Origin of the sequence: Saccharothrix sp. AJ9571 (assembly GCF_021725495.1) — a bacterium.
Taxonomy (GTDB): domain Bacteria; phylum Actinomycetota; class Actinomycetes; order Mycobacteriales; family Pseudonocardiaceae; genus Amycolatopsis; species Amycolatopsis magusensis.
Window position 1 is genome coordinate 7,202,946 of record NZ_CP091382.1, and the last position, 16,280, is coordinate 7,219,225.

Sequence of the window (16,280 nt, forward strand, 5' to 3'; positions counted from 1 at the left end):
CACCGAAGAACTCGTCAAGGCGCTGCGGGCTTCGCTGAAGGAAAACGACCGGCTTCAGCGGAACGAGGCAGCGGCGAAGGAACCGATCGCCATCGTCGGCATGGGGTGCCGGTTCCCCGGCGGGGTGTCGTCGCCGGAGGCCCTGTGGGATCTGGTTTCGGGCGGGGTCGACGCGATCACCGAGTTCCCCGACGACCGCGGCTGGGACCTCGGCGGACTGTTCGATCCGGACCCCGGCCAGGCCGGGAAGTCCTACGTTCGCGAGGGCGGATTCCTCGATGGCGCGGCGGAGTTCGACGCGGGGTTCTTCGGGATCAGTCCGCGCGAGGCGCTGGCGATGGATCCGCAGCAACGTGTGCTGCTGGAAACCTCCTGGGAGACCTTCGAGAACGCCGGCATCGATCCGTCCGCGCTGGCGGGCAGCGCGGTCGGCCTCTTCGCCGGTGTGATCAACCAGGAATACGCGGTCAGCACACGGGCCGGGGTCGAGGAACTCGACGGCTACCGGCTGACCGGTAACGCGGGCAGCGTGGCGTCGGGCCGGGTGTCGTACACGTTCGGCTTCGAAGGCCCGTCGTTGACCGTGGATACGGCGTGTTCTTCGTCGCTGGTGGCGATTCACCTCGCTGTGCAGGCGTTGCGTCGTGGTGAGTGTTCGATGGCGCTGGCTGGTGGTGTGACGGTGATGGCGACGCCCAGCTTGTTCGTCGACTTCAGTCGTCAGCGGGGGCTGGCGTTGGACGCGCGGTGCAAGGCTTTCGCGGGTTCGGCGGATGGCACCAGTTTCAGCGAGGGTGTCGGGCTGGTGTTGCTGGAGCGGTTGTCCGAAGCACACCGACTGGGGCATCGGGTATCGGGTGTGGTGCGTGGCAGTGCGGTGAACCAGGATGGCGCGTCGAACGGACTCACTGCGCCGAATGGTCCTTCACAGCAGCGCGTGATCCGGGCAGCGCTGGCGGATGCGGGCCTGGCGGCGTCCGAAGTGGACGCGGTGGAGGCACACGGGACGGGTACCAGCTTGGGTGATCCGATCGAGGCGCAGGCGTTGCTGGCGACGTATGGGCAGGATCGGGATGAGCCGCTATGGCTGGGTTCGGTGAAGTCGAACATCGGTCACACCCAGGGTGCCGCGGGTATCGCGGGTGTGATCAAGATGGTCGAGGCGATGCGGCACGGCGTGCTTCCGAAGACCCTGCACGTGGACGAGCCCACGCCCGAGGTCGACTGGACCGCAGGTGCGGTCGAGTTGCTGACCGAACCCCGTGACTGGCAGGAGGCGGGCCGTCCCCGCCGGGCCGGGGTCTCGTCGTTCGGTATCAGCGGCACCAATGCCCACCTGATTCTCGAGCAGCCTCCCGAACTCGAAGACGCCCAAGGCGGCGAACCGTTGTTTCCCGGCGGAGTCGTGCCGTGGGTGGTGTCGGCGCGCACGGAGTCCGCTCTGTCCGAGCACACGGCGCGGCTGGCCGAGGCCGTGCCCGATGTCGCGGCGGATGTGGCGGCGACGCTGACCGGGCGCGCGGCGATGTCCCGTCGCGCGGTGGTGCTGGCGGCGGACCGCGATTCGGGGGCTGCCGGGCTGCGGGCGGTGGCGTCCGGCGAGGCGTTCCCGGCGGTGGTGCGCGGAACCGCGGTGGCCGGCCGGTCGGCGGTCGTGTTCTCCGGCCAGGGCTCGCAGTGGGCAGGGATGGGCGGGTCGTGGCCCGCGGACTCGGTCTTCGGCATGAAGCTGCGTGCCGTCGTGGACCAGCTGGACTGCCCAGGCCTGCTCGACGTGATGCTCACCGACGCGGACGCGCTGAACGAAACGGGCTACACCCAGCCCGCCCTGTTCGCGGTCGAGGTGGCGTTGTGGGAACTGCTTTCCGCGGCGGGCGTGCGGCCCGACTACGTCCTGGGGCATTCCATCGGGGAGATCACCGCCGCGTACGTGGCCGGCGTGCTGGACCTGCCCGACGCCTGCGCGCTGGTCTCGGCGCGGGCGCGCCTCATGCAGGCCATCCCGGCGGGTGGCGGGATGGCCGCGGTTTCCGCACCGGGCGGGGTCGCCGAACTCGAACCCCTGCTGGCAGGCACTGGAGTGGTGGTGTCGGCGGTCAACAGCCCGTCCTCAGCGGTGCTGTCCGGCGAACTGGAAGCCGTGCACGAGCTGGCGGACGAGTTGCAGGCCAAGGGCTGGCGGGTGAACCGGCTGCGGGTGAGCCACGCCTTCCACTCGCCGCTGATGGAGCCGATGCTCGCAGAGTTCGAGGCGATCGCGGCCGGGCTGACCTACCGGAAGCCGGTGATCCCGGTGGTGTCCACGGTGACCGGCCGCCCGATCGAGCCGGACGCCGGGTACTGGGTGCGCCAGGCGCGCGAGTGCGTCCACTTCGAGCAGGGCGTGCGGTTCGCCATCGCCCAGGGCGTCCGGAACTTCCTCGAGGTCGGCCCGCACAGCGCGCTGGGCGTGGCGATCACGGAAACCGCGCAGGCCGGCGAGGTGGACGTGGCGGTGCACAGCACCATGCGCCGCGACGACGACAGCCCCGAACGGGTGCTCACCGGCCTGGCCGCGGCGTTCACCACCGGCCTGACCGTGGACTGGCCCGCCGTGCTCGGCGGCACCGGTACCCGGGTGCCGCTGCCGACCTACCCCTTCGAACACGAGCGGTTCTGGCTCTCCACCGCCCAGGTCTCGGACGCGGCTTCGCTGGGACAGCGGACGTCGGCGCACCCCGTGCTCGGAGCCGTGGTGGACCTGCCGCAGGACGCCGGGATCGTGCTGACCGGCCGGATCGGCACCGGGCTCCAGCCGTGGTTGGCCGACCACGCGGTGTTCGGCACGGTGGTGGTGCCGGGAACGGGGCTGGCGGAATGGGCGTGGCAGGCCGGTGCGCAGGCGGGCTGCCCGGAGATCGGGGAGTTGGTCCTCGAAGCCCCGCTGGTGCTGGCCGATCGCTCGCCGCGGCAGGTGCAGGTCCACCTGGCCGCCCCGGACGACGACGGGAACCGCTCGGTGACCGTGCATTCGCGGGCTGTCCGGGAGGACGCGGACTGGGTGTGCCACGCGACGGGAACGGTCGGGCTCAGCAGCTCGGGCGAGCCGGACCGGCTCGGCGAATGGCCACCGGCCGGTGCGGAATCCCTTGATCTGTCACGGTCCTATGAGCTCCTGGCCGAGCACGGGTTCACCTACGGTCCTGGTTTCCAGGGACTGCGGAGTGCGTGGCGGCTCGGTGAAGAATTGTATGCCGAAGTGACCCTCCCGGAGCCCGGAGAGCACTTCCTGATGCATCCGGCGCTGCTCGACGCGGCGATGCACATCGGCGCGGTGGACGCGGTGGAACGCGGCGCGGCCGCCGCCATGCCGTTCGAATGGCAGGGCGCACGCCTGCACGCCACCGGGGCGACCGCGGTGCGGGTCCGGTGGCAGCCGATCGGCGAGAACGCGTTCCGCCTGGACCTCTCGGACACCTCCGGTGCGCCGGTGGCCACGGTGGACAGAATCACCACCCGGCCCGCCGCACCGGACGTGGTCCGCGAGCACGCGGGTGGCGAGCTGTTCGTCGTGGAGTGGCAGCCGATTCCCGTGCCAGGCGAAACAGCCGAGGTCGAGGTCGTGTGGGTGTCCGGTGAAGACCCCGAGGCGGTCGTCGGCACAACGGTCGACCTCATCCAGCGGCGGCTGGTCGCGGACACCGGCGGCCCGCTGGTCGTGGCCACGGTCAACGCCGTCGCGGCGGTCTCCGGTGACGACGTCGACCTGGCGTCGGCGCCGGTGTGGGGGCTGGTTCGCACCGCGCAGAACGAGCACCCCGGCCGGTTTGTCCTGGTAGACGTCGACGACGATCCCGCGTCACGAGCCGCAGTGCCCGCGATGGCTGCCGCCGGGGTGGACCAGGCCGCGATCCGGGCGGGCCGTCCGCTGGTGCCCAGGCTGGTGCGACGGCGTCCGGGCGCGGCACTGACCCCGCCGCCGGGGCCGTGGTGCCTGGTCAGCAAGCACACCGGCAGCGTGTCGGACCTGGCGCTGAGGTCCTGGCCGGAAGGCGATCGGGCGCTGGAGAGCGGTGAGGTCCGGATCGCGGTCCGTGCGGCCGGGGTGAACTTCCGCGACGTGGTCACCGCGCTGGGCATGGTGGCCGACCAGCGTGCTCTGGGCGGTGAGGGCGCCGGGGTGGTGGTCGAGGCCGGGCCGGAGGTGAGCGGTCTGGCCGTCGGGGACCGGGTGCTGGGCCTGCTGCCCGCAGCGGGCCCGGTGGTGGTGACCGACCAGCGAGCGGTCGCGCCCATTCCGCCTGGCTGGACCTTCGCCGAGGCGGCCACGATCCCGATCGTCTTCCTGACGGCCTGGTACGGCCTGCGTTCGCTGGCCGGTCTGCGTCGGGGAGAGACGGTGCTGGTACACGCCGGCGCCGGAGGTGTCGGCATGGCGGCGATCCAGCTCGCGCGTCGCTGGGGTGCACGGGTGCTGGCGACGGCCGGCCCCGCCAAGTGGCCGGTGCTGCGTGAGCTGGGGATCGCCGAGCAGGACATCGCTTCTTCGCGAACCACCGAGTTCGCCGACCGGTTCGCCTCGACCGGCGTCGACGTTGTGCTCAACTCGCTGGCCGGAGCGCAGGCGGACGCCTCGCTGGCGCTGCTGGGGTCCGGCGGCCGGTTCCTCGAAATGGGCAAGACCGATATCCGCGATCCGGCGGATCATCCCAGGCTGTCCTACCAGGCGTTCGACTTGATGGACGCGGGGCTGGACGGTATCGCCGCGATGCTGGCGGAGCTGACTGCTCTCTTCCGTGCCGGTGAACTGCGGCCGCTGCCGGTGACCGCGTGGGACGTCCGGTCGGCGCCGGAGGCGTATCGGCACATTAGCCAGGCGAAGCACGTCGGCAAGGTCGTCCTGACCATTCCGGGCGCGCTCGGCCGGGATCGTACGGTTCTCGTCACTGGTGGAACGGGCACCCTGGGCGGTCTGGTGGCCCGTCACCTGGTCACCGAACGCGGCGTGCGGCGACTGTTGCTGCTCAGCCGTCGGGGCCCCGAGGCCGACGGTGCCGACGTACTCCGGAAGGAACTGACCGAGCTGGGCGCCGAGGTGACCATCTCGGCGTGTGACGTCACCGATCTCGACGCGTTGCGTGCGGCGGTTCGCGGCCATTCACTCGAAGCCGTCGTACACACCGCCGGTGCGCTGGCGGACGCGCCGATCGAAGCCATCCGGCCGGACCAGGTGACCACCGTGCTGGCGCCGAAGGTGCGGGGTGCCTGGAACCTGCACCTGCTGACCCAAGACGCCGACCTGTCGGCATTCGTCCTGTTCTCTTCGCTGGCCGGAGTGGTCGGCAGCCCGGGTCAGGGCGTCTACGCGGCGGCCAATGCCTACCTGGACGGCCTCGCCGCGCACCGTCGTCGTCGCGGCCTTCCGGCGGTCTCGCTCGACTGGGGACTGTGGAGCAGCGCGAGCGGGATGAGCGGCCACCTCGGGGAAACCGATCTCGCACGGATCGCTCGCGGCGGCGCGGTGCCGATGAGCGACAACGAGGCGCTGGCGCGATTCGACACGGCGATCGACGCTGCGGTTCCGGTGGTGGTGCCCGCGGCAGTGGACATCGCGGCGTTGCAGGCCGACGCGGCGAACATCCCGGCCATCCTGAGTGGCCTGGTGCGAACAGCTCCACGCCGGGCCACGACGGCCGAGGCGACGACCGGTTTGCTCGACCGGCTGACCGGTCTCGGCGCCGCGGAACAGCAGCGCCTGGTGCTGGACCTGGTGCGCCGGGAGGCTTCGGCCGTGCTCGGGCACTCCGGCGTGGACGCCATCGAGCCGGACCAGCCGTTCAAGGAACTGGGGTTCGACTCGCTGACCGCTGTCGAACTGCGGAACCGGCTGGCCAACGCCACCGGCTCACGCCTGTCCGCGACGCTGGTGTTCGATCACCCGACACCGGTGGATCTGGCCAGGGAACTCACCGTGCTGGCCGCGCCGGCGGCGAGTTCGCCTGCCGACACCGCACTGTCCGAATTGGACAGGATCGACGCGGCGATCCCCGCGCTGCTTGGCGACGGCGGCACCGAAGCGGTCCTCGGCAGGCTGCGCCGGCTCGTGCGCAAGCTGGAAGGAGAGGCGGCCGAGGTTGGCATCGATCCGGCCGCGGCCACCGACGACGAACTGTTCGAGGTGCTCGACCGACTGAGCACCGCCGCGGGAAGGCAGAACGCGTGACCACCAGCGAAGACAAGCTCAGGACCTACCTCAGGCAGGCGACCACCGACCTGATCGAGACACGACGACGCCTGACGGATCTGGAAGACCGGGCGGCCGAACCCGTCGCGATCGTGGCGATGTCGTGCCGGTTCCCCGGTGGGGTCACCTCGCCCGAACAGCTGTGGGACCTGGTGTCGAGTGGGGTGGACGCGGTTTCGGAGTTCCCGGCCGATCGGGGCTGGGACCTGGACGCGTTGTTCGATCCGGACCCGGATCACGCGGGGACCTCGTACGTCCGTGAGGGCGGTTTCCTTGAGGCCGCGACGGAGTTCGATGCGGGGTTCTTCGGGATCAGCCCGCGTGAGGCGTTGGCGATGGATCCGCAGCAGCGCTTGTTGCTGGAGTCGTCGTGGGAGGCTTTCGAGCGGGCGGGTATCGATCCGGTTTCGTTGCGGGGCAGCGATGTCGGTGTGTTCGCGGGCCTGTTCAACCAGGAGTACGGATCTCGGGTGCGCGGCGCACAGGAGGACGTCGAGGGATATCTGGGTTCTGGCAGCGCCGGGAGCGTGGCTTCGGGCCGGGTGTCGTATTCGCTGGGTTTCGAGGGGCCGGCGTTGACGATCGACACGGCGTGTTCTTCGTCGTTGGTGGCGATTCACCTTGCCGTGCAGGCGTTGCGTCGAGGCGAGTGCTCGATGGCCCTGGCCGGTGGGGTGACGGTGATGGCGTCTCCGGTGTCTTTTGTGGAGTTCAGTCGTCAGCGTGGATTGGCTGCCGATGGGCGGTGCAAACCGTTCGCAGGTGCGGCGGATGGCACTGGGTGGGGTGAGGGTATCGGGCTGGTGCTGCTGGAGCGGCTGTCCGAGGCGCGCCGGTTGGGCCATCGGGTGCTGAGTGTGGTGCGTGGCAGTGCGGTGAATCAGGATGGTGCGTCGAATGGCATGACGGCGCCGAATGGACCTTCGCAGCGTCGTGTGATCCGGGCGGCGCTGGCGGATGCGGGCCTGGTGGCCGCCGACGTGGATGCCGTGGAGGCACATGGCACCGGCACGAGCTTGGGTGATCCGATCGAGGCGCAGGCGCTGTTGGCGACCTATGGGCAGGATCGGGATGTGCCGTTGTGGTTGGGTTCGGTGAAGTCGAACATCGGTCACACCCAGGGGGCCGCGGGCATCGCCGGCGTGATCAAGATGGTTGAGGCGATGCGGCACGGTGTGCTACCTCGGACGTTGCACGTGGACGAGCCGACGCCGAAGGTCGATTGGTCGGCGGGCGCGCTGGAACTGCTGACCGAGTCCCGGGACTGGCCGGAGGTGGACCGTCCCCGGCGGGCAGGGGTGTCGTCTTTCGGCATCAGCGGCACGAACGCCCATGTGATTCTGGAGCAGGTGCCCGAGGAACCGGCCGACGACGCTCCTTCCCAGGTCGACGTGGTGCCGCTGGTGGTATCGGGTCGTGGTGACGCGGCCCTGCGGGCGCAGGCCGCACAACTGAAGTCCGTTGTGGATGGTGGCTCGCTGGCAGACGTTGGTTTCTCGCTGGCGACAACGCGTTCGATGCTGAGCGATCGCGGTGTGGTGCTGGCGGAGGATCGGGATGAGGCGCTCGCCGGATTGGGTGCGCTCGCCGAGGGCGCGCCCTTGGCGGGTGTGGTGTCGGGGGTGGCCGTCTCGGGTGGGTTGGCCGTGTTGTTTTCCGGTCAGGGGAGTCAGCGGCCGGGCATGGGCCGGGAACTGTACGAGCGTTTCCCGGTGTTCGCGGCAGCGGTGGACGAGGTGTGCGCGGAGCTGGGCCGCTGGATGGACGGCGGTGCGGTCCAGGAGGTGATGTTCGGCGCTGGTGAGGTGCTGAATGACACCGGGTGGGCGCAGCCTGCTTTGTTCGTGTTCGAGGTCGCGTTGTTCCGGTTGCTGGAGTCGTGGGGTGTTCGGCCGGATGTGGTGGGCGGGCACTCGATCGGTGAGGTGACAGCGGCGGTCGTGGCGGGTGTGCTGGAGTTGGCGGGCGCCGCTCGGTTGGTGGCGGCGCGGGCCGAGTTGATGCAGGCGTTGCCGCCGGGTGGCGTGATGGTGGCGGTGTCCGCCGGTGAAGAGCGCGTGCGCGAGCTGCTGGACGACCGGATGTCGGTGGCTGCGGTGAACGGCCCGGAGTCCGTGGTGATCTCCGGTGCGGAGGACGCGGTGCTCGCGGTGGCGGAGGTGTTGCGGGGTGAAGGGTGCCGGGTGCGGCGGCTGCGGGTCTCGCACGCCTTCCACTCGCCGTTGGTGGAGCCGATGTTGGAGGAGTTCCGCCGGACACTCGAACAGATTGAGTTCTCGCCGCCGCTGATCCCGATGTTGTCGAATGTGTCCGGTGGGGTGGCCGATCCTGAGGTGGTGACGACGCCTGGGTACTGGGTGGAGCACGTGCGTGCTGCGGTGCGGTTCGCTGACGGTGTTGCTGTGTTGCCGGGGTTGTCGGTGTCGACGGTGCTGGAGGTCGGGCCGGGCGGGACGCTGACCGGGCTGGGGTCGGACTGCCTGCCCGCGGACAGCCGGATCGGGTTCGTGGCGGGCGCTCGTGGTGGCATGTCGGAGTCCAGGGCCGTGTTGACCGCGTTGGCCGAGCTTCACGTTCGCGGGGTCGAGGTCGACTGGGCCGCCTGCTTCGGCGGTGGCAGGCGGGTGGATTTGCCGACGTATGCCTTCCAGCGCGAGCGTTTCTGGCTCGACGTCCCGGCCGCCACCGGCCAGGTACTGTCCGGGCATCCGATGTTGGGCGCGACCACCAGGCTCGCCATTGGCGACGGGGTCCTGTTCACCAGTCAGCTGTCATCGCGGTCGCACCCCTGGCTGGCCGATCAGGCGGTTTCGATCGCCGCCTTCGTCGAGCTGGCCATCCGTGCTGGGGACGAGATCGGCTGCCCGGTGATCGAGGAACTCACCGTCGAGGCACCGCTGATCCTTCCCGAGCAGGGCGCGATCCAGCTACAGGTGATGGTGAGCGACCGGGCGGTGAGCATTCATTCCGGCGGCGAGGGTGCATGGACTCGTCACGCGACCGGAACGCTGACCACCCGGGAAATCGACGCCGGAGTCGATCCGGCGCCTGGTGACGAGGTCGCCCTGCCCGCTGAGATCGACGCGACCGGCTACGGGCTCCATCCCGCGCTGCTGGACGCCGCACTCCGCACCGTCACATCCGACATGCCGACCGAGTGGCGCGGTGTGACGCTGCACGCCTCCGGAGCGACGAGCGTGCGGGTGCAGCTGACCGCGACCGGCGCCGACAGCTTCACGCTGCACCTGGCCGACCCGGCCGGGGCGCCCGTAGCCACCGTCGAATCCCTCGCGGTCCGCCCGCTGAAGTCCGCCACGGTCACCGACTCGCTGTATCGAGTCGACTGGATCCCTTGCCCGGCAACCGGATCCGGCCGAGTCGAACTGCTGGCCGTGGTGGGGCCGACGCCCAGGCTGACCGCCTCCTTGACCGATGCCGTCGTCCACCCCGATCTCCGGTCGCTTGCCGAATCCGTTTCCGCGGGCGCGCCGGTACCCGACCTGGTGATGGTGGAACTCGACGGCGACGCGCGTGCGGTGGCGCACCAAGCCCTGGAGCTGTACCAGGCCTGGCTTACGGAATCCAGCCTGGCATCGGCACGCCTGGTGGTCCTGACCAAGGACGCCGGCGCGCGTGCAATGGGCCGTTCTGTGCAGTGGGAGCGGCCGGACCGGATCGTGCTCGTCGACCTCGACGACCAGGAAAGCTCGCTGCACGCCCTGCCCGCTGTGCTCGCGACCGGGGAACCGGAACTGGCGATCCGATCGGGTGAACTGCTGGTCCCGAGGCTGGCGCGTGCCGGTGCCGGTGGATCAGCGCGTCCGCTCGACCCGGACGGCACGGTGCTGATCACCGGTGGCACGGGTGCGGTGGGCAGTGCTGTCGCCCGGCACCTCGTGGCCGAGCACGGCGTGCGGCACCTCGTGCTGGCAGGCCGTCGCGGGCCCACCGCGGACAGCGCCACCGGCCTGGCCGCGCTCGACGCGGACGTGCGGATCGAGGCGTGCGACGTCGCCGATCGTGACGCGACGGAGAAGCTGCTGGCCGGAATCCCGGAGGCACACCCGCTGAGCGCGGTGTTCCACATCGCGGGTGTGCTGGACGACTGCTCGATCGATGAACTCACGCCGGATCGCCTGGACGCGGTGCTCCGCCCGAAGGTGGACGGGGCGCTGAACCTGCACGAGCTGACCCGCGATCTAAAGCCCGCGGCTTTTGTCCTGTTCTCCGCGGCCGCCGGTATCGCCGGTCACCCGGGGCAAAGCGCGTTCGCCGCGGCCAACGCCTCTCTTGACGCGCTGGCACGGCAGCGGCGGGCACAAGGCCTGCCCTCTGTTTCAGTGGCTTGGAGCCCGTGGTCGCCGAACGGCAACGGCGCCCGGCCGATGACGGCGTCCGAGGGCATGCGCTTGTTGGACGTGGCACTCGGACACGACGAGCCGGTGCTGATGGCCGCCAAGCTGGACTTCGCCGGTCTGCGTGCGCAGGCGGTGTCCGGATCGGTGCCGCCGTTGCTGCGTGGCCTGGTGCGTCAGGGGAGGCGGGCGGCGCAGGCCGTGGCCGCGTCGCTGGTCCAGCGCCTTGGCGGGCTTCCTGCCGCCGACCAGGAACGGGAACTGCTGAACCTGGTGCGGGCCGAAGCCTCGGCCGTGCTCGGTTATGCCGCCGGGTCGGTGGTGCCCGCCGAACGGGCGTTCAACGAGATGGGCTTCGATTCGCTGACCGCCGTCCAGTTGCGCAACCGCATGACGGCAGCCACCGGGGTGAGCCTGCCGGCGACCCTGATCTTCGACTATCCGACCTCGGCCGCGCTCGCTCGCCTGCTGCGCACCGAACTGTTCGCCTCCGGCGGCGGCTCCACCCTGGCGGAACTGGACAAGGTGGCGGAACACCTGACGAGCATTCCGCCGGGCAGCGAACTGGAGAACGAGGTCGTCGTACGACTACAGGCCATGCTGTCGCGCTGGAAGGAACGGTCGGCGGCGGGCGAGAGCACCGAGGTGGCGGACAAGCTGCGGTCCGCGTCGACGGCCGCGCTTTTCGAGTTCATCGACAACGAACTCGGCGGCGGAAAGACAGGGGAGCGGTAGGGGGGCGGCAAAGGGGCTCGAGCCCGCGCCGCCGGACGAGAATCGGTGTCAGGTTCATTACGGAGAAGGTTGCCCTGACATGACGGAAGAAGAGAAGCTCGTCGATTACCTCAAGCGGGTAACCGTCGATCTGCACCAGACTCGATCGCGTGCCGCCGAACTCGAGGCCGCCGCCCGTGAACCGATCGCCATCGTGGGAATGGGCTGCCGTTTTCCCGGCGGGGTGCGCTCGCCGGAAGACCTGTGGCGGCTGGTTTCCGACGGCGTCGACGCGATTTCCCCGTTTCCGGAGGACCGCGGCTGGGATGTGCGGAACCTTTTCGATCCGGACCGCACCCGCTACGGGAAATCGTATGTGCGCGAAGGCGGCTTTGTGCACGACGCCGCGGATTTCGACGCCGGGTTCTTCGGGATCAGCCCGCGCGAGGCCGTGACGATGGATCCGCAGCAGCGGTTGCTGCTGGAGACCGCGTGGGAGACGTTCGAGCGAGCCGGGATCGCTCCGTCCGCTGTGCACGGCGGCAGCGTCGGTGTGTTCGCGGGCATGGCCTACCACGATTACGCGATGCGGCTGAACAAGGTCGCGGACGAGTACGAAGGCTATCTCGGCGCGGGCAGCGCCGGGAGTATCGCCTCGGGCCGGATTTCCTACACCTTCGGTTTCGAAGGCCCGGCACTGACGCTGGACACGGCGTGTTCGTCGTCATTGGTGGCGATTCACCTCGCTGTGCAGGCGTTGCGCCGTGGTGAGTGCTCGATGGCGCTGGCCGGTGGGGTGACGATCCTGTCGGCGTCCGGCACCTTTGTCGAGTTCAGCCGCCAGGGCGCGTTGTCGCCGGACGGCCGTTCGAAGTCCTTCTCCGCTACGGCCGATGGCGCCGGATGGGGCGAGGGCGTCGGCTTGGTGTTGCTGGAGCGGTTGTCCGAAGCACACCGACTGGGGCACCGGGTGCTGGGTGTGGTGCGTGGCAGTGCGGTGAACCAGGATGGTGCGTCGAACGGGTTGACCGCGCCGAATGGTCCGTCGCAGCAGCGGGTGATTCGTGCCGCGCTGGCGGATGCGGGTCTTGCTTCGTCCGAAGTGGACGCGGTGGAAGCGCACGGCACGGGCACCAGCCTTGGTGATCCCATCGAAGCGCAGGCGCTTCTGGCCACCTACGGGCAGGGTCGAGGTCGGCCGTTGTGGCTGGGTTCGGTGAAGTCGAACATCGGCCACACGCAGGGCGCCGCGGGTGTCGCGGGTGTGATCAAGATGGTCGAGGCGATGCGGCACGGGGTGCTCCCGAAGACCCTGCACGTGGACGAGCCCACGCCCGAGGTCGACTGGTCCGCGGGCGCGGTCGAGTTGCTGACCGAGCCGAAGGACTGGCCGGAGGCCGATCATCCCCGCCGGGCGGCGGTGTCTTCGTTCGGTATCAGTGGCACCAACGCGCACGTGATCGTGGAGCAGGCACCTGAGCCGGAACCGGTTGACGAAGGTGTTGCCGAATTCGGTGTGGTGCCGTTGGTGGTATCCGGTCGTGGTGTGCCTGGCCTGCGTGGTCAGGCGGCCCGGTTGAAGTCCTTGGTGGATGACGCCCAGCTGCCGGATATCGGGTTCTCGTTGGTGACGTCGCGGTCGGTGCTGGCCGATCGCGGTGTGGTGCTGGCGGCAGACCAGGAGGAAGCGCTCGCCGGACTGGGTGCGCTGGCTGAGGGCGCTTCGGCGGCTGGCGTGCTTTCCGGGGTCGCCGATGTCGAGGGCAAGACGGTGTTTGTTTTCCCTGGTCAGGGTGCCCAGTGGTGGGGGATGGGAGTGGAGTTGCTGGATGCTTCGCCGGTGTTCGCGGCCCGGTTCGCCGAGTGTGAGCAGGCGCTGGCTCCGTTGTTGGGCTGGTCGGTGGCCGATGCGCTGCGGGGCAGCCTGGACCAGGTCGACGTGGTGCAGCCGGTGTCGTTCGCGGTGATGGTCGCTCTGGCAGAGGTGTGGCGGTCGCTGGGCGTTGAACCGGATGCGGTGGTGGGCCATTCGCAGGGTGAGATCGCGGCGGCTTGCGTGGCGGGCGCGTTGTCCCTGGAGGACGCGGCCTGTGTTGTGGTTCTGCGCAGCCAGGCGATCGCGCGTGGCGTGGCTGGCCGGGGCGGGATGATGTCGATCGCGTCCTCGGCCGAGGAAGTCGCCAGCCGGGTGCAGCCAGGGGTTGAGGTGGCGGTGGTCAACGGCCCGTCATCCGTGGTGGTGGCCGGTGATCCGGAGGCCTTGGCGAAGTTGCAAGCGGAGTGCGAATCCGATGGACTCCGGGCCAGGATCATTCCGGTGGATTACGCCTCGCACACCGCACATGTCGAAGCGATCGAAGCCGAGCTGTTGGACGTGCTTGCCGAGGTCAAGGGCGCTCCGGTGAGCGTGCCGATGTGGTCCACCGTCACCCAGCAATGGCTGGAAGGCACCGAGCTGGGTGCCGAGTACTGGTATCGGAACCTGCGCAGCCAGGTCGGCTTCGCACCGGCCATCGAGGCTCTGCTGGAACAGGGACACCATGCGTTCATCGAGGTCAGCTCGCATCCGGTGCTCACCACCAGTATTCAGGACGTCCTCGATCAGGCACCCACCGTCGTGGTGGGAACGCTGCGTCGCGACGACGGCGGGATGCGCCGAGTCCTGACGAGTCTCGCCGAACTGCATGTCCGCGGGATCTCCGTGGACTGGGAAGCGTGCTTCACCGGCGGCAGGCGTGTTGACCTGCCGACGTATGCCTTCCAGCGTGAGCGCTACTGGCTGGAAGAGCTTCCCGCCGATGACGCGCCTCAGCAAGGAAGCGCGATCGACAAGGAATTCTGGACGGCGATCGAGCACGAGGACTTCGACGCTCTCGCCAACACCCTGTCCCTTGAATCCCCCGAACAGCAGTCCTCGCTCCGCGCGCTGGCGCCGATCCTGTCCTCGTGGCACCGGCAGCGCCGTTCGGAGTCCACTGTGGATGACTGGCGGTATCACGTCGGCTGGAAGCCGTTGGACGAACTGGCGCCGCCCGAATTCGCGGGTACCTGGATCGTGGTCGTGCCCGAGGGTGACGACGAGGCAGCGGTCGCGGTGTCCGACGGGCTCGCCGCGCGAGGTGCCTGGGTGGCGCGCCTGGTGCTCGACCCGACCGGCACCGATCGTGCCGGACTGGCCGAGCGGATCCAGGAGATCGTCACCGAGATCGGTGATGTGCGGGGCGTCGTGTCGTTCCTCGGGCTCGCTTCTGGGGCGCATCCGGAGCTGCCGGTCCTGCCCGCCGGAGTCGCCGGTGCGGTGACGCTGGTGCAGGCGATGGGCGACGCCGAACTGGACGCACCGCTGTGGTTCCTCACCAGGGGAGCCGTGTCGGTGGACAGCGCCGATCCGCCGAGCAGCCCCGCCCAGGCGATGGTCTGGGGAATGGGGCGCGTGGCGGCGCTGGAACATCCCGGCCGCTGGGCCGGGCTCGTGGACCTTCCCGCCGAAGTGGACGAGACCGCGGTAGACCGCGTTCTCGGCGTACTCGGCGGAGGGAGTGGTGAAGATCAGGTGGCGGTGCGGCCCTCCGGGGTCCTCGGGCGGCGGCTGCTGCCCGCGCCACCTGCGGACAGCCCCCTGGCGTGGACACCACGAGGCACCGTTCTGGTGACCGGTGGCCTCAGTGGTGTCGGCGCTCAGGTGGCCCGCTGGCTGGCAGCCCGTGGTGCCGAGCACCTGCTGCTGGCAGGCAGGCGTGGGATGACCACGGCGGGCGCACAGGAACTCGTGGACGAACTCACGAAGCTGGGCGCCCGGACCACCGTGGCCGCTTGCGACATCGCGGATCGCGAAGCGTTGCAGCGGATGCTCGACGGCGTGCCAAGGGAGACCCCACTGGCCGCTGTCGTGCACGCCGCCGGCGTCGCCACCACCGGAGCGCTGCAGGACACCACGCTGCCGGAGTTCGCCGAGGTGCTGTCCGGGAAGGTCGCGGGCGCGGCACACCTCGACGAACTGCTCGACGGCTACGACCTGGACGCCTTTGTGCTGTTCTCGTCGAACGCCGCGGTGTGGGGCAGCGGAGGCCAGGGCGCCTATGCCGCCGCCAACGCCTTCCTGGACGCGCTCGCCGAACAGCGACGCTCCCGTGGACTGGTCGCCACGTCGATCGCGTGGGGGGCTTGGGGTGGCGGCGGAATGTCGTCCGACTCGGCCGAGGTCGAAGAGCAGTTGCGCCGTACCGGCCTGCTGGCCATGGACCCCGAGCTGGCGTTGATCGCGCTCGCGCGGGCGGTCGAACACGGAGAGACGCATCTTGTGGTCACCGACATGGAGTGGGACCGGTTCGCCCCGGGATTCACCGCCCGGCGTTCCAGTGCGCTCCTCAGCGATCTGGCCGAGGTGCGCACCGCGCTGGGCAGCGACGACGACGATGCGGGCGGGGCTGACGACGAGTCGGTCTCGGCACTGGGTCAGCGGCTCGCCGGACTGTCCGATGAGGACCAGAACCGGGCGCTCGTCGAAGTGGTGCGGACCGAGGCCGCGGTGGTGCTCGGTTTCTCCACACCGGACGGCATCGATCCTGGCCAGGCGTTCCGCGACGTCGGTTTCGATTCGCTGACGGCGGTCGAACTCCGCAACCGCCTGGTCACCGCGACCGGTCTGCGGCTGCCGCCCGCGCTGGTGTTCGATTACCCCACCCCGGCCGCGGTGGCCGAATTCCTCCGGTCGCGACTGCCTTCGGACTCGTCCCCGTCGATCCTGCAGGAGCTGGAGCGACTTGAGACGGCCTACGCGGCGGCGTCGGCGGATCGCGCGACGCGAGCGAAGGTGACCACCCGGATGCGCGCGCTCGCCGCCGTCTGGGAGAAGGCGGGCGACGAGCCCGCCGATGACGAAGAGCTGGACCTCGACCTGGTGACCGACGACCAGATGTTCGAGCTGATCGACAACGAGTTCGGCACCTCCTGAGCCTTTCCGGAGCCATCAGGACGCGAACTTTCTC

4 pseudogenes are annotated in these 16,280 nt (G+C 69.8%); all 4 read left to right on the plus strand.

Annotated elements, in window-relative coordinates:
- Positions 1 to 34: 34 nt before the first annotated feature.
- A pseudogene (locus tag L3Q67_RS32565) lies at positions 35 to 2,518 on the plus strand (type I polyketide synthase); the annotation flags it as partial.
- A gap of 255 nt (positions 2,519 to 2,773) precedes the next feature.
- Positions 2,774 to 5,374: pseudogene (locus tag L3Q67_RS32570) on the plus strand (SDR family NAD(P)-dependent oxidoreductase); the annotation flags it as partial.
- A 432-nt stretch (positions 5,375 to 5,806) separates the two neighbouring features.
- Positions 5,807 to 11,313, plus strand: a pseudogene (locus tag L3Q67_RS32575) (SDR family NAD(P)-dependent oxidoreductase); the annotation flags it as partial.
- Positions 11,314 to 11,404: 91 nt separating this feature from the next.
- A pseudogene (locus tag L3Q67_RS32580) lies at positions 11,405 to 16,246 on the plus strand (type I polyketide synthase); the annotation flags it as partial.
- Between the last annotated feature and the right edge of the window lie 34 nt (positions 16,247 to 16,280).